Below are 18709 nucleotides of genomic sequence, written 5' to 3' on the forward strand. Positions count from 1 at the left end.
GTCAGACTCCTTGGACATCGGGCTTCGCCACCGGCTCCGGCCCGGCGGTCCCGCTCGTGGGGCTCAGCAGATTGCGCAGCCGGCGATGCCACACCGGATGCCTGCGCGGCGGAACATGGTCGACCCCACCGGGGGACCAGGGATTGCAGCGCAGAATGCGCCATGCGGTCAGGCCACTGCCTTTGATCGCGCCATGGACGCGCACCGCCTCGTACCCGTAGTGCGAGCACGAGGGGTAGTAGCGGCAGACCGGACCGAGCAGCGGACTGATGGTCCACTGGTAGAGCCTGATCAGCCCCATCAGCAGGTACTTCATCGCCCTGCTCCTGTCGGCGCACTGCCGGTCGGCTCCGCCCGGAGCAGACGCCTCAGCGCCGCGTCCAGGTCGTGTTCCAGATCGAGGTAGGGGGCGTCCGCCGCAGCCGGCAGCGCACGCACCACTATCAGGCTACCTGCGGGCAGCCCGGACAGACGCTCACGGACCAGATGCCGCAGTCGGCGCTTCACCAGGTTGCGCACGACCGCGGGGCCCACGGCCTTGCTCACGACGAAACCCGCACGCGCCGAAGGAGTCCCCTCGGCGACGTGCGGGCGGGAGTCGCTGTTCGGAACGGCCGGCCCCGACGGCTCGCCACCTCTGTGGAGGTGGACCACCAGCAGGGGCCGACCGGCCCGGCGACCGCGTTTCACCGCGGTCGCGAAGTCCTGGCGCCGCCGCAGCCGATTCTCGGTGGGCAGCACTGCAGACCCTTGGCGAAGATCAGGCGGACAGCGCGGCGCGGCCCTTGCCACGGCGGGCCGACAGGATGGCGCGGCCGGCGCGGGTACGCATGCGCAGCCGGAAGCCGTGGGTCTTGGCGCGACGACGGTTGTTCGGCTGGAAGGTGCGCTTGCTCACTCGGGGGCTCCTGGGGTGAATCGTAGGATGACGGGAAGTCGCTTGGCCGTCACCGTGCGTCCGCGTGATCTCCCCTTCGAATGGGAAATCCGGCCCCAAAAGCCCAGATCTGCTGGGATTGAGGCAATCCACGGCGCCCGTGCTGCGCGCGTCATGGAAGCGGGCGGACCCGCGGACATGCGGCAGCGGCCATCGACAACTCGACCTGGTTACGGTACGCGGCAGCGGGGGCGAGGGTCAAACCAGCTGCCCTGCGGCCGGTCGCCCACAGCCTGTGGACAACAACTTGAATCAGCTCTGTCCGCTGACTACCGTTGCAGGACTTGTCTGGTTTGTTCTGTCCCTTGACACCCCCTCCCCGGGGAGCGAGAAAGCGTGCTCCAGTGGCTGACGTCAACAGCGATCTCGTCCTCGTCTGGGCGAAGGTCGTCGAGCAACTGGTCAACGACGCCGGGGCGGCGGACAGCGACAAGATGTGGCTGCGACGCACCCAGCCCATGTGGATGATGCACGACACCGCGCTGCTCGCCACCCCCAACGAGCGGGCCAAGCAGGTCCTGGAGGGCCGGCTGCTCCCCCAGCTCACCGACGCGCTCTCCCGCGAGTTCGGCCGTCCGGTGCGGATCGCCGTGATGGTGGACGCCGGCGCCACGCCGCCCACCCCCGCCGCGCCGGCCGCCCCCGAGCTGCCCGCCCCCGCCGAGGAGTGGCCCCCGCACCCCGCCTACCCCCGGCAGCAGCCCGGTTCCTGGCCCACCTCCGAGAGCTACCCCCAGCCGCCGGCCCAGGACTACCAGCAGCCCTACCAGGGCGGCTACCAGCAGCCCGAGCCCTACGGCTCCCCCGCGCCCGACTACCGCCAGGGCGGCTACCAGCAGTCCGGCGACTGGCAGAACCCGGCCGCTCCCCCGGAGCGCCGCCCCGATCCCGCGCCGCGGCGCACCAGCCGGCCCACCGCCGACTCCGCCCAGGGCGACCTCTTCGGCGGCGCCCTCGGCTCCCCCGACGAGGACCGGCCGCGCTCCTCCGCGCCCGCCCGCCGCGGCCCCGCCCGGCCCCCCGCGCAGCACGGACCCGGCCTCGGGCCGACCGACCGCGCCCCGGCCCCCGGCGTGCCCGCACCCCCCGGCGCTCCCCCGGCCGGCGGGCCCCGCAAGGACGAGCCGGCCGCCCGGCTGAACCCCAAGTACCTCTTCGACACCTTCGTCATCGGCGCCAGCAACCGCTTCGCGCACGCCGCCGCGGTCGCGGTCGCCGAGGCCCCGGCAAAGGCGTACAACCCGCTCTTCATCTACGGCGAGTCCGGCCTCGGCAAGACCCACCTGCTGCACGCCATCGGCCACTACTCGCGCAGCCTCTTCCCGGGCACCCGGGTGCGGTACGTGAGCTCCGAGGAGTTCACCAACGAGTTCATCAACTCCATCCGGGACGGCAAGGCGGACGCGTTCCGCAAGCGCTACCGGGACGTGGACATCCTGCTCGTCGACGACGTGCAGTTCCTGGCCAGCAAGGAGTCCACCCAGGAGGAGTTCTTCCACACCTTCAACACCCTGCACAACGCGAACAAGCAGATCGTGCTCTCCTCCGACCGGCCGCCCAAGCAGCTGATCACCCTGGAGGACCGGCTGCGCAACCGCTTCGAGTGGGGTCTGATCACCGACGTCACCCCGCCCGAGCTGGAGACCCGGATCGCGATCCTGCGGAAGAAGGCGATCCAGGAGCAGCTGAACGCGCCGGCCGACGTGCTGGAGTTCATCGCCTCCCGGATCACCCGCAACATCCGCGAGCTGGAGGGCGCGCTGATCCGGGTCACCGCCTTCGCCAACCTCAACCGGGCGCCGGTCGACCTGGAGCTGGCCGGGATCGTCCTCAAGGACCTGATCCCCGGCGGCGACGAGGACGCCGGCCCGGAGATCACCGCGCAGGTGATCATGCAGCAGACGGCCGCCTACTTCGGCCTGGGTGTGGAGGACCTGTGCGGCTCCTCGCGCAGCCGGGTGCTGGTGACGGCCCGGCAGATCGCGATGTACCTGTGCCGCGAGCTGACCGACCTCTCGCTGCCGAAGATCGGCGCGCAGTTCGGCGGCCGCGACCACACCACGGTGATGCACGCGGACCGCAAGATCCGCTCCCTGATGGCCGAGCGCCGGTCCATCTACAACCAGGTCACCGAGCTCACCAACCGCATCAAGAGCTGATCTCCGCAGCGCAGTTGACCGTGAAGGGGAGTCAGGCCGCCGGCCCGGCTCCCCTTCGGCGTTCCTCGGCCCTCGGCCCGCCGCCCGCCCACCGGCCCGCCCACCGGCCCGGGCGACGCCCAAACAATGCCCGGACGGCCGCCGGGCAGGTGTACCGGCGATGGAAAGCGGGGAGGAATGCCGTCAGCCGACGTTCCGCCAGGCGAGCCGCAGCACCGAACATCTGACCGGCAATTCGAACGGTCCGGGCCGCGGTCGGCGTCGTCCACAGCCACGGGTGCCCCTTCCCCGTCCACAGCCTGCGGACCCCCGAGTTATCCAGAATTCCTCCACAGGGTTCCTGAGCGCTACGCTCGTCCACGCAGGTCAGACCCCTGTGGACTTGTGCACAAGCGTTATCCACAGGATGTGGAAATCTGCCGCCCCGTCAGCGGGCCATTCGAGTTGTCCACCGCTTGTCCCCAGGGGAAGGCCAGTTATCCCCAGGTTCTCCACAGCCCTGTCCACAGTTCGACAACATTGTGCGGCCGTTCATACCCAGGTGTGAAAGGCGTCACGTGATGTTGCCCAGGGTGCCGTGGATAACCCACCCATGATCTGGGGACAAGCCTGGGGATAACCTGTGGATACTCACTGTGGGCTGTGGGTAACTCTCCGCTGTCCACAGCAGGGCCTGGTTGTCCACACTCCCGGTCCACAGGCGCTGTGGATGAAATCTGGCGCCTGACCTGCGCAAACGGGGTTATCCACGGTTTCCACAGGCCCTACTACTACTACTGCACATAGAGAGCTCAGAACTTGATCAACAGTGGGGCGGGCCGAAATCTGTGGACAACGCGAACCCGACATCCGTTCGGTGACTTGCGCCCGTCTGCCCCGAGTGTCGGCGGAGTACGTCAGACTGTTCTCCAGCACCTGGAAGGACGGGTGCCGGATGACGATCGACAGCCAGGAGGCGGTTACCGGTGAAGTTCCGGGTGGAGCGTGATGTCCTCGCGGAGGCGGTGGCCTGGGCTGCTCGCAGCCTCCCGGCGCGGCCGCCGGTGCCGGTGCTGGCCGGCCTGCTGCTGACCGCACAGGAGGGCACCCTGGCGCTCTCCGGGTTCGACTACGAGGTCTCGGCCAGGGTCGAGCTGGAGGCGGACGTCGAGGAGGCGGGCACGGTCCTGGTCTCCGGCCGTCTGCTCAACGACATCTCCCGCAACCTGCCGAACCGTCCGGTGGAGATCTCCACCGACGGCATGCGGGTCAGCGTGGTCTGCGGCAGCTCGCGGTTCACCCTGCCGACCCTCCCGGTCGACGAGTACCCGTCGCTGCCCCAGATGCCGACCGCGACCGGCACGGTCTCCGGCGACGTGTTCGCCGCCGCCGTCAGCCAGGCCGCCGTGGCCGCCGGGCGCGACGACACCCTGCCGGTGCTGACCGGTGTGCGGGTCGAGATCGACGGCGACAAGATCACCCTGGCCGCCACCGACCGGTACCGGTTCGCCGTCCGCGACCTGCTGTGGAAGCCGGAGCAGTCGGACATCAACGCGGTCGCCCTGGTGCCCGCCAAGACCCTGCAGGACATCGCCAAGTCCCTGGGCAGCGGCGACACGGTCTCCATCGCGCTGGCCACCGGCGGTGCCGGTGAGGGCCTGATCGGCTTCGAGGGCGCCGGCCGGCGGACCACCACCCGTCTGCTGGAGGGCGAGTTCCCGAAGTTCCGGTCGATCTTCCCGACCGAGTTCTCGGCGGTCGCCGCGGTGCAGACCCAGCCCTTCCTGGAGGCGCTGAAGCGCGTCTCGCTGGTGGCCGAGCGCAACACCCCGGTGCGGCTCAACTTCGAGCAGGGCGTGCTGACCCTGGAGGCCGGTTCCGGCGACGACGCGCAGGCGTCCGAGCGGGTCGAGGCCGACCTCGAGGGCGACGACATCTCGATCGCCTTCAACCCGGGCTACCTGGAGGAGGGCCTGAAGGCCATCGACTCCGCCTACGCCCAGCTGAGCTTCACCACCCCGACCAAGCCGGCCCTGCTGACCGGCAAGGCGGCGGTGGACGCGGAGTCCGACGAGGCCTACCAGTACCTGATCATGCCGGTGCGCCTCTCCGGCTGACCGCACGCGCTCGACCGCGCCGTCGTCCACGGCCATCCACAGCCTGGGGACGGACTTGGGGATGTACGGGCCTCTCCCGCTCGGCGGGAGGGGCCCAGCGCGCTTCCCGGCGTAGGCTCAGGCTGTGCGGCAAGGGCGCCGCCTCCAGGCAGATCACCACAGCTAAGGACTTCTCATGGAGCTCGGCCTCATCGGTCTCGGCAAGATGGGCGGCAACATGCGCGAGCGCATCCGCCGCGCCGGCCACACCGTCATCGGCTACGACCGCAACCCGGACCTCGCCGACGTCGACTCCCTGGAGGCGCTCGTCGCCAAGCTGGAGGGTCCGCGGGTGGTCTGGGTGATGGTCCCGGCCGGCGGCCCGACCCAGGACACCGTGGACCAGCTGGCCGAGCTGCTCTCCCCCGGCGACGTGGTGGTGGACGGCGGCAACTCCCGCTGGACGGACGACATCTCGCACGCCGAGACGCTGGCCGCCAAGGGCATCGGCTTCGTCGACTGCGGCGTCTCCGGCGGTGTCTGGGGCCTGGAGAACGGCTACGCGCTGATGTACGGCGGCGACGCCGAGCACGTGGCGAAGGTCCAGCCGATCTTCGACGCGCTGAAGCCCGAGGGCGAGTTCGGCTCGGTGCACGCGGGCAAGGTCGGCGCCGGCCACTTCGCCAAGATGGTCCACAACGGCATCGAGTACGCGATGATGCAGGCCTTCGCCGAGGGCTGGGAGCTGCTGGAGGCGGCGCCCGAGGTCACCGACGTGCGCGAGGTCTTCCGCAGCTGGCAGGAGGGCACGGTCATCCGTTCCTGGCTGCTGGACCTGGCGGTCCGCGCGCTGGACGACGACGAGCACCTGGCCAAGCTCAAGGGCTGGGCCGCCGACTCGGGCGAGGGCCGCTGGACGGTCGAGGCCGCGATCGACCACGCGGTGCCGCTGCCGGCGATCACCGCCTCGCTGTTCGCGCGCTTCGCCTCCCGTCAGGACGACTCGCCGCAGATGAAGATGATCGCCGCGCTGCGCAACCAGTTCGGCGGCCACGCGGTCGAGTCCAAGTAGCTGAACCAGAAGGCGAGCGCAGTTCTCCACCATGCATGTCGCGCATCTGTCGCTCGCCGATTTCCGCTCCTACGCCCGGGTCGAGGTTCCGCTCGACCCGGGCGTCACCGCGTTCGTGGGGCCGAACGGCCAGGGCAAGACCAACCTGGTGGAGGCCGTCGGGTACGTGGCCACGCTGGGCAGCCACCGGGTGGCCAACGACGCCCCGCTGGTGCGGTTGGGCGCCGAGCGGGCGGTGATCCGCACCAATGTGGTGCAGGGCGGCCGGACCACCCTGGTGGAGCTGGAGATCACCCCGGGCAAGGCCAACCGGGCCCGGCTGAACCGCTCGGACAACGTCCGGCCGCGCGACGTGCTGGGCGTGCTGCGGACGGTCCTGTTCGCCCCCGAGGACCTGGCCCTGGTGAAGGGCGACCCGAGCGAGCGCCGGCGGTTCCTGGACGAGCTGCTGACCGCCCGGGCCCCCCGGCTGGCGGGCGTGCGCTCGGACTACGAGCGGGTGCTGAAGCAGCGCAACGCGCTGCTGAAGACCGCGGCGACGGCCCGTCGGGCCGGCGGCGGCAAGGGCGCCGACCTGTCCACCCTGGAGGTGTGGGACGGCCACCTGGCCCGGGCCGGGGCGGAGCTGACCGCCTTCCGACTGCAGCTGGTGGCGGCGCTGCAGCCGCTGGTGGCGCAGGCGTACCGGCAGCTGGCCCCGGAGGGCGGGGAGACCGCGCTGGAGTACCGGTCCTCGTTCGAGGGGGAGCTGCCGACCAGCCGGGAGCAGGCGGAGCTGCAGCTGCTGGAGGCGCTGCGGGAGGTCCGCGGCCAGGAGGTCGCCCGCGGGCTGACCCTGGTCGGTCCGCACCGGGACGAGCTGGTGCTGAAGCTGGGGCCGCTGCCGGCGAAGGGGTACGCCAGCCACGGGGAGTCCTGGTCGTTCGCGCTGGCGCTGCGGCTGGCCTCGTACGAGCTGCTGCGCTCGGACGGCGGGGAGCCGGTGCTGGTGCTGGACGACGTGTTCGCGGAGCTGGACGCGCGGCGGCGGGACCGGCTGGCGGAGCTGGTGGCCGGGGGCGAGCAGGTGCTGGTGACGGCGGCGGTGGCGGAGGACGTGCCGAAGGCGCTGGAGGGGGCGCGGTTCGGCGTCTCGCAGGGCTCTGTGGACCGTCTGGACCCTTAGGCACCGCGGGTTCCGTACTCTTGAGTACTTCACCGTCCACAGCCTGGGGATAAGGAGCGCCATGACCGGGACCCCGGAGCCTTCGGGCGTGGACCTGGCGCGGGTGGCGCTGCGGGCGGCGAAGGAGCAGGCCCGGCTGCGGGGCGAGCAGGTGCGGGAGAAGCGCGAGGCGCGGCGGCACGGGCTGCGCAGCGGTGCGCGGTCGGACGGGCGCGACCCGGTTCCGCTGGGGGCGGCGCTGAATCGTTTGATCACGGAGCGCGGTTGGGAGGCTCCGGCGGCGGTCGGCGGGGTGATGGGCCGGTGGCCGCAGATCGTGGGTCCGGACATCGCGGCGCACTGTGTGCCGAAGTCGTACGTGGAGGCCGACGCGGTGCTCACGGTGCAGTGCGACTCGACCGCGTGGGCGACTCAACTGCGTTTGCTGGCGCGACAGTTGGTGGCTCGCCTGAATCACGAGCTGGGGCACGGCACGGTCCGCGTGATCAAGGTGCTGGGGCCGGACGCGCCGGTGCGCGGGTACGGGCGGCTGCGGGCGCCGGGCAGCAAGGGGCCGGGCGACACCTGGGGGTGAGCCCGCCGGCCGGGCCGGGGTCACGCGGAGTGAGCTCCTCCGGAACGCCTGGCGGCCAGCGTGAGGGCTCTGAGCCCCCTGGTCGAGTATCGGGACATGTCCTGTGGGGCTTCAGGGCGGCACATCTGCCTTCAGGGGCTGCCAAACGCCCCTCGCTGTCAGTCGTACCGGTAGACTGGAAGCCAAACACTGTTGCTTGCAGCAACCGAGTCGAAACGCCGTGGTCGCACGCCTGCCCAATCGGGGGTGGGCAGGCGGCCCGCGTTGTGCCAGAGAGGGCGCTTCGTGGCCGATTCCGGCAACCCCAGCCAGACCCCAGACCCCACCGACCCGTCCGGCAGCAAGGCCTACGACGCCAGCGCGATCCAGGTGCTGGAAGGCCTCGACGCCGTCCGCAAGCGCCCGGGCATGTACATCGGCTCGACCGGTGAGCGCGGCCTGCACCACCTGGTGCAGGAGATCGTGGACAACTCCGTCGACGAGGCGATGGCCGGGCACGCGGACACCATCGACGTGACCATCCTGGCCGACGGCGGCGTGCGCGTGGTCGACAACGGCCGCGGCATCCCGGTGGGCATCATGCCCGGCCAGGACAAGCCCGCGGTCGAGGTCGTGCTCACCGTCCTGCACGCCGGCGGCAAGTTCGGCGGCGCCGGCTACGCCGTCTCCGGCGGTCTGCACGGCGTCGGCATCTCCGTGGTGAACGCGCTGTCCACCCGCCTCGCGGTGGAGATCTGGACCGACGGCGCCCGCTGGACGCAGGAGTACAAGTCGGGTGCCCCGATCGCGCCGCTGGACCGGCACGAGGCCACCGAGCGCACCGGCACCAGCGTGACCTTCTGGGCCGACGGCGACATCTTCGAGACCACGGTCTACTCCTTCGAGACGCTGTCGCGGCGCTTCCAGGAGATGGCGTTCCTCAACAAGGGCCTGACCATCTCGCTGACCGACGAGCGCGTCGAGCACCTCGACGAGGAGGGCAAGCCCCTCTCGGTCACCTACAAGTACGACGGCGGCATCGCCGACTACGTCGCGCACCTGAACTCCCGCAAGGGCGAGCCGGTCCACCCCTCGGTGATCGACTTCGAGGCGGAGGACAAGGACAAGCGGATCTCGGTCGAGATCGCGATGCAGTGGAACGCGTCCTACACCGAGGGCGTGTACTCCTTCGCCAACACCATCCACACCCACGGCGGCGGCACCCACGAGGAGGGCTTCCGCGCCGCGCTGACCGGTCTGATGAACCGGTACGCGCGCGACAAGAAGCTGCTCCGGGAGAAGGACGACAACCTCTCCGGCGAGGACATCCGCGAGGGTCTCACCGCGATCATCTCGATCAAGCTGGGTGAGCCGCAGTTCGAGGGCCAGACCAAGGACAAGCTCGGCAACACCGAGGCCAAGACCTTCGTGCAGAAGGTGGTCAACGAGCACCTGGCGGACTGGCTGGACCGCAACCCGAACGAGGCCGCGGACATCGTCCGCAAGTCCATCCAGGCGGCCAGCGCCCGGGTGGCGGCCCGCAAGGCGCGCGACCTGACCCGCCGCAAGGGCCTGCTGGAGTCGGCCTCGCTGCCCGGCAAGCTCTCGGACTGCCAGTCCAAGGACGCGGCCGAGTGCGAGATCTTCATCGTCGAGGGCGACTCGGCCGGCGGCTCGGCCAAGCAGGGCCGTGACCCGCGCACCCAGGCGATCCTCCCGATCCGCGGCAAGATCCTGAACGTCGAGAAGGCGCGGATCGACAAGGTCCTGCAGAACACCGAGGTCCAGGCGCTGATCTCGGCCTTCGGCTGCGGCATCCAGGAGGACTACGACGAGTCCAAGCTGCGCTATCACAAGATCGTCCTGATGGCCGACGCCGACGTCGACGGTCAGCACATCCGCACCCTGCTGCTGACCCTGCTGTTCCGCTTCATGCGGCCGCTGGTCGAGGCCGGGTACGTCTACCTGGCGATGCCCCCGCTGTACAAGATCAAGTGGGGCAAGGACGACTTCGAGTACGCCTACTCCGACCGCGAGCGCGACGCGGTCATCGCGGCCGGCGTGGAGGCCGGGCGCCGACTGCCCAAGGACGACGCCATCCAGCGCTTCAAGGGTCTGGGTGAGATGAACGCCGAGGAGCTGCGGGTCACCACCATGGACGCCGCGCACCGCCTGCTGCTCCAGGTCACCCTGGAGGACGCGGCCCGTGCCGACGACCTGTTCTCCGTCCTGATGGGCGAGGACGTCGAGGCCCGCCGGTCGTTCATCCAGCGCAACGCCAAGGACGTCCGCTTCCTCGACGTCTGACGGACCGTCAAGGATCGTTGAAAGGAAACTGACCAGCAGTGGTCGACGACAACCGTCCGGACGGCGCCGAGCAGCCCGAGGACACCAGCACCGCCCAGAGCGTCATGCGGGTCGAGCCGATCGAGCTCGAGACCGAGATGCAGCGCTCCTACCTCGACTACGCGATGAGCGTCATCGTCTCGCGTGCCCTGCCGGAGGTCCGCGACGGCCTCAAGCCGGTGCACCGGCGCGTGCTCTACGCGATGTACGACGGCGGGTACCGGCCCGAGAAGGGCTACTACAAGTGCGCCCGCGTGGTCGGCGACGTGATGGGCAACTACCACCCGCACGGCGACACCTCGATCTACGACACCCTGGTGCGCCTCGCCCAGACGTGGTCGATGCGGATGCCGCTGGTGGACGGCAACGGCAACTTCGGCTCCCCGGGCAACGACCCGGCCGCAGCCATGCGCTACACCGAGTGCAAGATGATGCCGCTGGCCATGGAGATGATGCGCGACATCGACGAGGACACCGTCGATTTCGCCGCCAACTACGACGGCCGGCAGCAGGAGCCGACCGTCCTGCCCGCACGCATCCCCAACCTGCTGATCAACGGTGCCACCGGCATCGCGGTCGGCATGGCCACCAACATCCCGCCGCACAACCTGCGCGAGGTCGCCTCCGGCGCGCTCTGGGCGCTGGAGCACCCGGACGCCTCCAACGAGGAGCTGCTGGAAGCCCTGATCGAGCGGATCAAGGGCCCGGACTTCCCGACCGGCGCGCTGATCGTCGGTCGCCGCGGCATCGAGGACGCGTACCGCACCGGCCGCGGCTCGATCACCATGCGCGCGGTGGTGGAGGTCGAGGAGATCCAGGGCCGGCAGTGCCTGGTGATCACCGAGCTGCCGTACCAGGTGAACCCGGACAACCTCGCGCTGAAGATCGCCGACCTGGTCAAGGACGGCAAGATCGCCGGCATCGCCGACGTCCGCGACGAGTCCTCGTCCCGGACCGGCCAGCGCCTGGTCATCGTGCTCAAGCGCGACGCGGTCGCCAAGGTCGTGCTGAACAACCTCTACAAGCACACCGACCTGCAGACCAACTTCGGCGCCAACATGCTGGCCCTGGTCGACGGCGTGCCGCGCACCCTGTCGCTGGACGCCTTCATCCGGCACTGGGTCACCCACCAGGTCGAGGTCATCGTCCGCCGCACCACCTTCCGCCTGCGCAAGGCCGAGGAGCGCGCCCACATCCTGCGCGCGCTGCTCAAGGCGCTCGACCAGATCGACGCGGTGATCGCGCTGATCCGGGCCTCGGAGAGCGCCGACGCCGCCCGCACCGGCCTGATGCAGCTGCTCACCATCGACGAGATCCAGGCCAACGCCATCCTCGAGATGCAGCTGCGCCGCCTGGCCGCCCTGGAGAGCGCCCGCATCCTCAGCGAGCACGACGAGCTCCAGGCGAAGATCAACGAGTACAACGCGATCCTCGCCTCGCCCTCGCGCCAGCGCGAGATCATCTCCGAGGAGCTCACCGCGATCGTCGAGAAGTACGGCGACGAGCGGCGCTCCACCCTGATCCCCTCCGACGGCGACCTCTCGATCGAGGACCTGATCGCCGAGGAGGACATCGTCGTCACCATCACCCGCGGCGGCTACGTCAAGCGCACCCGCTCCGACCTGTACCGCTCGCAGAAGCGCGGCGGCAAGGGCGTGCGCGGCGCGCAGCTGAAGCAGGACGACATCGTCGACCACTTCTTCGTGACGACCACCCACAACTGGATCCTGTTCTTCACCAACAAGGGCCGGGTCTACCGCGCGAAGGGCTACGAGCTGCCCGACGCCGGCCGGGACGCCCGCGGCCAGCACGTGGCCAACCTGCTGGCCTTCCAGCCGGAGGAGCACATCACCCAGGTGATGGCGGTCCGCACCTACGAGGACAAGCCGTACCTGGTGCTGGCCACCCGCAACGGCCTGGTGAAGAAGTCCCCGCTGAAGGACTACGACTCGCCGCGCTCCGGCGGCCTGATCGCGATCAACCTGCGGCAGGACGAGGAGGGCCGGGACGACGAGCTGATCGGCGCCGAGCTGGTCTCCGCCGAGGACGACCTGCTGCTGATCTCCCGGAAGGCGCAGTCGATCCGGTTCACCGCGACCGACGAGGCGCTGCGGCCGATGAGCCGGGCCACCTCCGGCGTGAAGGGCATGTCGTTCCGCGAGGACGACGAGCTGCTGTCGATGAACGTGATCCGGACCGGCACCTTCGTCTTCACCGCCACCGACGGCGGTTACGCCAAGCGGACGTCGGTCGACGAGTACCGTGTCCAGGGACGCGGCGGTTTCGGTATCAAGGCGGCGAAGATCGTCGAAGGCCGGGGCTCGCTGGTCGGCGCGCTGGTCGTCGAGGAGACCGACGAGATCATGGCCATCACGCTCTCCGGCGGCGTGATCCGGACCAGGGTTTCCGAAGTCCGTGAAACCGGACGTGACACCATGGGCGTCCAACTGATCAACCTCGGAAAGCGCGACGCGGTGGTGGGCATGGCCCGCAACGCGGAGGCCGACGAGGAGGAGGTACCGGGCGAGGACGCCGCCGAGGCGTCGGAGACCGGGACCACCGAGCAGGCAACGGCGGGCGGCGAGGTCGAGCAGGGCTGACCGCGCCACCCGCGGGCCGGTGCCCGTCCCCCTGCCGGGGCGGGCACCGACCGCTGACCGGGACCGGTTGACCGGTCCCGGCCGCGCCGGGGCCGTACGGTGGACGGCGGAGCACAGGTGACCAGGACGGCGGGTGCCGGCCTGGAGAACGGTTCGGGAGGACCAGGGTGAGTGGAGCCACGGGTGCTGGAGGTGCCACGGGCGGCCTGCCGGGCGCGCCACAGGGTGGAGCGTCGTACGGCGGCGGCGTGCCCCCGCGTCCGACCGAGCACCCCGCCGCGTCCACGTCGCTGATGCCGCCGGTGGCCTCGGCCGCCCAGCAGGGCGGCGGCGGGACGCACGGCGCGGGATTCAGCGCCGTCCCGCAGAGCCCGGCCACCCCGCCGGCTCCGCCGAGCACGCCGCCGGCCGCCGGGTCGGGAGGCTTCTCCCAGCCCACCACCTACGGCGCCAACGGCCAGCCGACGCCGGCCCGCGGCACCCGCACCGACGGCGCCCGCAGCGAGGGCAGCGGCCGCGGCTCCGCCGCGCGCCGCCCCGCCGCGACTCCCCCGGCCGCCGCCGGGCGCACCCGCCGGGCCCGGCTGCGGGTCACCAAGGTCGACCCGTGGTCGGTGATGAAGGTCAGCTTCCTGCTGTCCCTCGCCGTCGGCGTGATCATCATCGTGGCCTCGGCCGTCCTGTGGATGGTCCTCAACGGCCTCGGCGTCTTCGACTCGCTCAGCTCCACCCTGACCGACGTCACCGGCAACGACAGCGGCGGCGGCTTCAAGCTGATGGACTACATCGGCTTCGGCCGGGTGTTCATGTTCACCACGCTGATCGCCGTGGTCGACGTGGTGCTGATGACCGCGCTGGCCACCCTGTCGGCGTTCATCTACAACACCGCCGCGGGCTTCGCCGGCGGCGTCGAGCTGACCCTCGCCGAGGAGGACTGACCCTCCCCGCACGTTTCGGGCTCCTGACGGCCCCGAAGGCCCATCCCGGCCTTCGGGGCCGTCTGCGTTCCGGGCGGGGCCTCCTGAGGCGTCTCGCGGGCCCCAGGCGGCCCTGGCGGGCTCGCAGGGGCCGCCTGGGCGGTCGTAGCGGCTTTTCGGGAGGCCCGTGAGGCCCGGGACGCTGCGGAGGGCCCGTGCGGTCTCCGATCGGGTGAGCGGGCGGCGTGCCGGGGCCAGTCCTGCGTCGCTGCCGCGCCCGGCCGTGGATTAGTGGAGGAACCCGAGGGGAAGCCTGGACAGGACTGCGCCCGGGCGCCGGGCGGTGCTGGACGGTTGGGACGGACGGCTGGGTCGGAGGTCTTGCCATGGCTGAGCTCGCGAAGCAACTGACCACCGCGGTGGAGGGCCTGCTCGGCCTGCCGCTGCCACTGCGCCTGCGGGCCTGGGACGGCTCGCTCGCCGGCCCCGTCGGCGCGCCCACGGTGGTGCTGCGCAACCGGAGGGCCGCCCGCCGCCTGCTCTGGCAGCCCGGCGAACTCGGCCTGGCCCGCGCGTACGTCTCCGGCGACCTGGAGATCGGCCCCGGCGACGACCTGTACGAGGTCCTGGACGCGGTCGCGGCCTTCGCCGAGCACCCGCGGATCCGGCAGCTGAAGCTCGGCCCGCGCGAGGTCCTCGGGCCGCGCGGACGCGCCCTGCTCGGCACCGCCCTGCGCGCCGGCCTCGTCGGCCCGCAGCCTGCTCCCCCGGCCGAGGAGGCCCGCCGCCACCGCGGCCCGCTGCACAGCCGGCTGCGCGATCGCGCAGCGATCAGCCACCACTACGACGTCGGCAACGACTACTACGGGCTCGTCCTCGGCCCCTCGATGGTCTACTCGTGCGCCTACTGGACCCCCGAGGCCAAGAGCCTGGAGGCCGCCCAGGAGGCCAAGCTCGACCTGATCTGCCGCAAGCTCGGCCTGCGGCCCGGCATGCGCCTGCTGGACGTCGGCTGCGGCTGGGGCTCGCTGGTGCTGCACGCCGCCCGCCACTACGGCGTCCACGCCGTCGGCGTCTCCATCTCCACCGAACAGGTCGCCCTGGCCCGCCACCGGGCCGCCGAGGCCGGTCTGGACGACCGGATCGAGATCCGCCTCCAGGACTACCGGGAGATCCCCGACGGCCCCTTCGACGCCATCTCCAGCGTCGGCATGGCCGAGCACGTCGGCGCCGCCCAGTACCTGGCCTACGCGACCCACCTGTACGAGCTGCTGGCCCCCGGCGGCCGCCTGCTCAACCACCAGATCGCCCGCCGCCCCACCCCGCCCGGCGAGGACTACCGACCCAGCCCCTTCATCGACCGCTACGTCTTCCCCGACGGCGAGCTCTCCCCCGTCGGCACCATCGTCTCGCTCCTGGAGGCGGCCGGCTTCGAGGTCCGCGACGTCGAGTCGCTGCGCGAGCACTACGGCCTCACCCTCCGCGAGTGGGTCGCCAACCTCGAAGCGCACTGGCCCGAGGCCGTCCGGCTGTCCGGCCGCGGCCGCGCCCGGGTCTGGCGCCTCTACATGGCCGCCTCCGCCCTCGCCTTCGAGCAGAACCGCATCGGCATCAACCAGATCCTCGCCGTCCACCCCGGCCCCGACGGCGCCAGCGGGCTGCCCGCCACCCGCGCCCAGTGGCTCGCCGCCCCCGCTGAACTGCACCGCTCGGTGGACCCCGCCGATACGGATTTGGGAGATCGGCCATCGGTCCGCTAATCTTTCAGTGCGGCAAGGGGCTATAGCTCAGACGGTTAGAGCGCTTCCCTGATAAGGAAGAGGCCACAGGTTCAAGTCCTGTTAGCCCCACCGAAGTTGAAGGGCCCGATCACCTGGTGATCGGGCCCTTCGACGTTCCGGCGTAACCCCGGGCGGGGCGTGGTCGTTGTGCCGGGTGCGCAGGGGTGACATGTGGGTGGGATAGCCGGGCGTCAGTACCGGTCATGGGATCTGTGGACGTAGCGCGACCTCTGCTCTTGCCGGCGGAAGACCGGTCCCGTTCGCCTGGGGATACAGGGCGCTTCACAGAGATCACTTCAACCGTGTGAGGCATCCCCATGTCCATGGAAGCCGTCATCCTCGAATCGCCGACCTTCCGTCGGCAACTCGCCGGGCGCACCGACGCCCTCGACAAGGTCAAGGCGCTCGCCCTCCTCCCGGACGGCGTGCACATCACCACCCGGATGGTCGCCGACTACTTCGAGGTGAGCGAGCCGATCGTCCGCAAGGTCGTCGAGCGCCACCGCGCCGAGCTCACCGGCAACGGCATGGCCGTGCTGCGGGGCTCCGAGCTGGAGGAATTTAAGAGTGACAACATGTCACTCTTTCCCGCAGGTTATCCACAGGCCCGTTCCGGGCTGGCCCTGTTCACCCGAAGGGCGGTGCTGAACGTGGCGATGCTGCTGCGGGGCAGTACGGTCGCCCGGCAGGTGCGGCAGCACGTCCTGGACGTGGTCGAGGCGGCCCGGGAGCCCAGGGTCGCGCCGGTGCGGCCGTGGAAGCGGTGGAACGAGCTGCGCTGGGACGAGCACGAGGTGGTCACCCGCGACCCGGCCGCCGAGGCGTGGCAGCGCAGGATCGACGGGCTGGACCCGTTCGCCGAGCCGGAGGAGGACTCGATCGGTTCGGTCGAGCGCCGGCTGGACGCGCAGGACGCCGTGATCACGGCGATGGGCGCGCGGGTCTGCCAGTACGGCGACGATCTGAGGGCGCTCCGGCAGGAGCTGATCCGCTCCCGGATCCGTCACCGTAAGTAACCAATTTTTAGAGTGACAGGATGTCACTCTAAATCCGGGCGTTAGAGTGACACGCTGTCGCTCTAACGCCCTCGGTTTTCCACAGGCTGGGGAACGCCGCTGGGGACGCCGCCGTTGGAGGGGCATGGCGGTGTTCTGGGCGATGAGTCTTCCGGGGCTGGTCTGCGCGCTGGTGGTGCTGGCGTTCGTCGACCAGCTGGCGCTGGGGGCTCGAAGGGCCCGGTGGATCCCCTGGCGTGGGACGGGCCGGGAGGGGCAGGTGTCCTCGACCGGGTTCGAACAGTTGCACGCCCAGTTCGCGGCCGGCAAGCAGGCCGAGCTCGAGCAGCGGAAGACCACGCTGATGCTCCGGGACGAGGAGGGCGAGGGGGCGCCGCCGCGGACCAGGGTGGATCTGGACGGGGGCGTGGCGGTGGTGCTGGCGCCGGCGTCAATCCCGGGTTCGGATCGGCCGGTTGGACGCAGTGGTGGCCGCTCTTGATTGGGTTACCGGTGTGTATCATCGGCCGCAGGGCGGTCTGTAGCCTGACCGCTGGTTCGTGCTCGTACACCACACGCAAGCAAGAAGGACGAGGTCCCGCGGTGAAGAAGCTTCTCCTGGTCGCCCTGGTCGCCCTCGGCGGCTTCTTTGTCTACCGTCAGGTCCAGGCGGACAAGGCCGAGCAGGACCTGTGGACCGAGGCCACCGACCCGGTCCCGGCCGGCCGCTGAGGTCCCGGACGATCTTCGGCGGGTCGGTCCCGGCTGTCGGCCGGGGCCGACCCGAACCCGCTCAGGATTTCTGTCCGGAGCGGGTACTCTAGTGCTCGGTGCTTGGCACTCGGGGCTTTAGCTCAGTTGGTAGAGCGCTGTCTTTGCATGGCAGATGTCAGGAGTTCGAATCTCCTAAGCTCCACAGCGGTACACGGCGGAGGGCCGCCGATCCCGGTAGACGGGGTCGGCGGCCCTTTCGCGTTGCGGGCACCGGGCCGGGGTCAGTGCGGCTTGCGCGGGTCGTGCGGCTTGGGCCGGTCGTCGGGGGCCGGTGCGGTGGGCTTGGAGGGGCCGGGCTTGGGGGCGGGGGAGTCCTTCGGGTCCTCCTCGGCCGTGGGGCGCGGGGCGGAGCCGTTCATCACGGCATCGCCGACCGGTGCGCCGGTGGCGCTCCCGGCGGGGGAGTCGGACACGGCGGAGGCCTGGGTGCCGCTGCCGCCACCGTTCAGCCCGCCGGAGCCGGAGCCGGCGGCCGGCACCGGCGGCTCGACCAGCCACTCGGGGTTGTTCTGCTTGCGGTACCACTGCCAGGCGAGCACGCCGGTGCCGATGGCGATGGTGCCGGCCACCGCGAGGCCGGTGGCCCAGCCGCTGCGGTGGTGGTTCTCCTTCTTGATGTTCTTGGCGGCCAGCTCGCTGATCTCGGCGGCGCTGACGTGCCCCTGGAGCGCGGTCAGGGCGGCGGCGCCGCGGGCCTGCGCCTCCTGGGCGTAGGGGGTGACCGACTCGACGGCGCCGTTGTAGGCGTCGGTGACCTTGGGGACCACGGTGGAGCGGGCCTGGCCGGCGGCCTGGGTGGCGGAGAGCTTGGCGGCGAGCGCGGCCTCCTGGGCCCGGTGCACGGCCTTCAGGGTGGCCTTCTGGGTCTCCGGGGGAAGGCTGGTGAAGGCGCTCTCCAGGCGCGGGGCGACGTGCTTGACGTACTGCACCCGGGCGGCCTGGGCGGCGTTGGAGGCGCCGGTGCGGGCCTGGGCGCCGGCGGCCGCCGCCTTCGGGCCGAGCGCCTCCAGCTTGGGGCCGATCAGGTGCTTGGCCTCGTCCGCGTAGTGCAGTGCGGCGTCCTTGGCGGTGGCGGCGTAGGGCGCGATGGCGTCCTTCGTCCGTCCTGCGGTCTCGCGCGCTGTATCCATACGGGTCACGGCTTCTCCTCCTCGGCGGATTCCGGCGGGTGTCCGGTATGCACATTTCCACCTGATTGGAGATCATGCATCCGCTTCCCCCCTGCGGCACGCCGGGCTGGGCCGTCTGCGGCGGTCGGCGGCGCGCCTCACCGGCCGGTCGGGTGGTGGGCGCCATGCTGTGCACCGGTGCCGGTTGTCCACAGTGCGCGTGTGG

General features: G+C 70.9%; 16 protein-coding genes and 2 tRNA genes. 14 read left to right on the forward strand and 4 right to left on the reverse strand.

Annotated elements, in window-relative coordinates; all coding sequences use genetic code 11:
- Window position 1 precedes the first annotated feature (1 nt).
- The 3 genes from yidD to rpmH are packed head-to-tail and all read right to left on the reverse strand — an operon-like array spanning window position 2 to window position 898.
- Entirely contained in the window at window positions 2-316 is a 315-nt protein-coding gene (gene yidD / locus ACGFX4_RS34535) for a membrane protein insertion efficiency factor YidD (RefSeq protein WP_345698183.1), read from the reverse strand.
- Window positions 313-741: a ribonuclease P protein component gene (gene rnpA, locus ACGFX4_RS34540; RefSeq protein ID WP_393083189.1), complete on the reverse strand. Its 429-nt coding sequence runs from the start codon at window positions 739-741 to the stop codon at window positions 313-315. The genes yidD and rnpA overlap by 4 nt, the downstream gene beginning before the upstream one ends.
- A 19-nt stretch (window positions 742-760) precedes the next feature.
- Window positions 761-898, reverse strand: coding sequence for a 50S ribosomal protein L34 (rpmH, locus tag ACGFX4_RS34545; protein ID WP_253802779.1), 138 nt, complete (start codon window positions 896-898; stop codon window positions 761-763).
- A 383-nt stretch (window positions 899-1281) separates the two neighbouring features.
- On the opposite strand from rpmH, the gene dnaA reads away from it, so the two are divergent.
- From dnaA to ACGFX4_RS34615, 14 genes are all read left to right on the forward strand, one after another.
- The gene (gene dnaA / locus ACGFX4_RS34550; protein ID WP_393083193.1) at window positions 1282-3096 is read left to right on the forward strand and encodes a chromosomal replication initiator protein DnaA; all 1815 of its coding nucleotides are present in this window, start codon (window positions 1282-1284) and stop codon (window positions 3094-3096) included.
- A 965-nt stretch (window positions 3097-4061) separates the two neighbouring features.
- Window positions 4062-5192: a DNA polymerase III subunit beta gene (dnaN, locus tag ACGFX4_RS34555; protein ID WP_345698186.1), complete on the forward strand. Its 1131-nt coding sequence runs from the start codon at window positions 4062-4064 to the stop codon at window positions 5190-5192.
- Window positions 5193-5367: 175 nt separating this feature from the next.
- Window positions 5368-6243, forward strand: coding sequence for a phosphogluconate dehydrogenase (NAD(+)-dependent, decarboxylating) (gene gnd / locus ACGFX4_RS34560; protein ID WP_393083196.1), 876 nt, complete (start codon window positions 5368-5370; stop codon window positions 6241-6243).
- A gap of 31 nt (window positions 6244-6274) precedes the next feature.
- Window positions 6275-7408: a DNA replication/repair protein RecF gene (gene recF / locus ACGFX4_RS34565; protein ID WP_393083199.1), complete on the forward strand. Its 1134-nt coding sequence runs from the start codon at window positions 6275-6277 to the stop codon at window positions 7406-7408.
- Window positions 7409-7469: 61 nt separating this feature from the next.
- Window positions 7470-7982, forward strand: coding sequence for a DUF721 domain-containing protein (locus ACGFX4_RS34570; RefSeq protein WP_393083202.1), 513 nt, complete (start codon window positions 7470-7472; stop codon window positions 7980-7982).
- A 285-nt stretch (window positions 7983-8267) separates the two neighbouring features.
- On the forward strand, window positions 8268-10268 hold the full coding sequence (gene gyrB, locus ACGFX4_RS34575) for a DNA topoisomerase (ATP-hydrolyzing) subunit B (protein WP_393083205.1): 2001 nt from the start codon (window positions 8268-8270) through the stop codon (window positions 10266-10268).
- A 104-nt stretch (window positions 10269-10372) separates the two neighbouring features.
- The gene (gene gyrA / locus ACGFX4_RS34580; protein ID WP_393083264.1) at window positions 10373-12907 is read left to right on the forward strand and encodes a DNA gyrase subunit A; all 2535 of its coding nucleotides are present in this window, start codon (window positions 10373-10375) and stop codon (window positions 12905-12907) included.
- Between the two features lie 248 nt (window positions 12908-13155).
- Window positions 13156-13845 carry a DUF3566 domain-containing protein gene (locus tag ACGFX4_RS34585; RefSeq protein WP_393083207.1) on the forward strand — a complete coding sequence of 230 codons (690 nt, stop codon included), beginning with the start codon at window positions 13156-13158 and terminating at the stop codon, window positions 13843-13845.
- Window positions 13846-14210: 365 nt separating this feature from the next.
- Window positions 14211-15584 carry a class I SAM-dependent methyltransferase gene (locus tag ACGFX4_RS34590; protein ID WP_393083210.1) on the forward strand — a complete coding sequence of 458 codons (1374 nt, stop codon included), beginning with the start codon at window positions 14211-14213 and terminating at the stop codon, window positions 15582-15584.
- A 16-nt stretch (window positions 15585-15600) separates the two neighbouring features.
- Window positions 15601-15674: transfer RNA gene (locus ACGFX4_RS34595), tRNA-Ile, on the forward strand.
- Window positions 15675-15928: 254 nt separating this feature from the next.
- Window positions 15929-16621 (forward strand): hypothetical protein, encoded by a 693-nt coding sequence (locus ACGFX4_RS34600; protein ID WP_393083213.1) that lies wholly within the window; start codon window positions 15929-15931, stop codon window positions 16619-16621.
- Between the two features lie 124 nt (window positions 16622-16745).
- On the forward strand, window positions 16746-17102 hold the full coding sequence (locus tag ACGFX4_RS34605; RefSeq protein WP_393083216.1) for a DUF6191 domain-containing protein: 357 nt from the start codon (window positions 16746-16748) through the stop codon (window positions 17100-17102).
- 101 nt (window positions 17103-17203) lie between these two features.
- On the forward strand, window positions 17204-17332 hold the full coding sequence (locus ACGFX4_RS34610) for a DLW-39 family protein (RefSeq protein ID WP_253802799.1): 129 nt from the start codon (window positions 17204-17206) through the stop codon (window positions 17330-17332).
- Window positions 17333-17443: 111 nt separating this feature from the next.
- Window positions 17444-17516: transfer RNA gene (locus ACGFX4_RS34615), tRNA-Ala, on the forward strand.
- Window positions 17517-17595: 79 nt separating this feature from the next.
- On the opposite strand, the gene ACGFX4_RS34620 is transcribed toward ACGFX4_RS34615, so the two are convergent.
- Window positions 17596-18504 carry a DUF5324 family protein gene (locus ACGFX4_RS34620; RefSeq protein ID WP_393083267.1) on the reverse strand — a complete coding sequence of 303 codons (909 nt, stop codon included), beginning with the start codon at window positions 18502-18504 and terminating at the stop codon, window positions 17596-17598.
- Window positions 18505-18709: the final 205 nt, after the last annotated feature.

The sequence above is a fragment of the Kitasatospora sp. NPDC048365 genome (genome assembly GCF_043200835.1).
Lineage (GTDB): Bacteria > Actinomycetota > Actinomycetes > Streptomycetales > Streptomycetaceae > Kitasatospora > Kitasatospora terrestris.

Bases quoted from the DNA above. Each gene is read 5' to 3' on its own strand.
- yidD (WP_345698183.1), bottom strand. From the start codon at position 316: ATGAAGTACCTGCTGATGGGGCTGATCAGGCTCTACCAGTGGACCATC.
- gnd (WP_393083196.1), top strand. From the start codon at position 5,368: ATGGAGCTCGGCCTCATCGGTCTCGGCAAGATGGGCGGCAACATGCGC.
- recF (WP_393083199.1), top strand. From the start codon at position 6,275: ATGCATGTCGCGCATCTGTCGCTCGCCGATTTCCGCTCCTACGCCCGG.
- ACGFX4_RS34570 (WP_393083202.1), top strand. From the start codon at position 7,470: ATGACCGGGACCCCGGAGCCTTCGGGCGTGGACCTGGCGCGGGTGGCG.
- gyrA (WP_393083264.1), top strand. From the start codon at position 10,373: ATGCGGGTCGAGCCGATCGAGCTCGAGACCGAGATGCAGCGCTCCTAC.
- ACGFX4_RS34590 (WP_393083210.1), top strand. From the start codon at position 14,211: ATGGCTGAGCTCGCGAAGCAACTGACCACCGCGGTGGAGGGCCTGCTC.
- ACGFX4_RS34600 (WP_393083213.1), top strand. From the start codon at position 15,929: ATGGAAGCCGTCATCCTCGAATCGCCGACCTTCCGTCGGCAACTCGCC.
- ACGFX4_RS34605 (WP_393083216.1), top strand. From the start codon at position 16,746: ATGGCGGTGTTCTGGGCGATGAGTCTTCCGGGGCTGGTCTGCGCGCTG.
- ACGFX4_RS34620 (WP_393083267.1), bottom strand. From the start codon at position 18,504: ATGGATACAGCGCGCGAGACCGCAGGACGGACGAAGGACGCCATCGCG.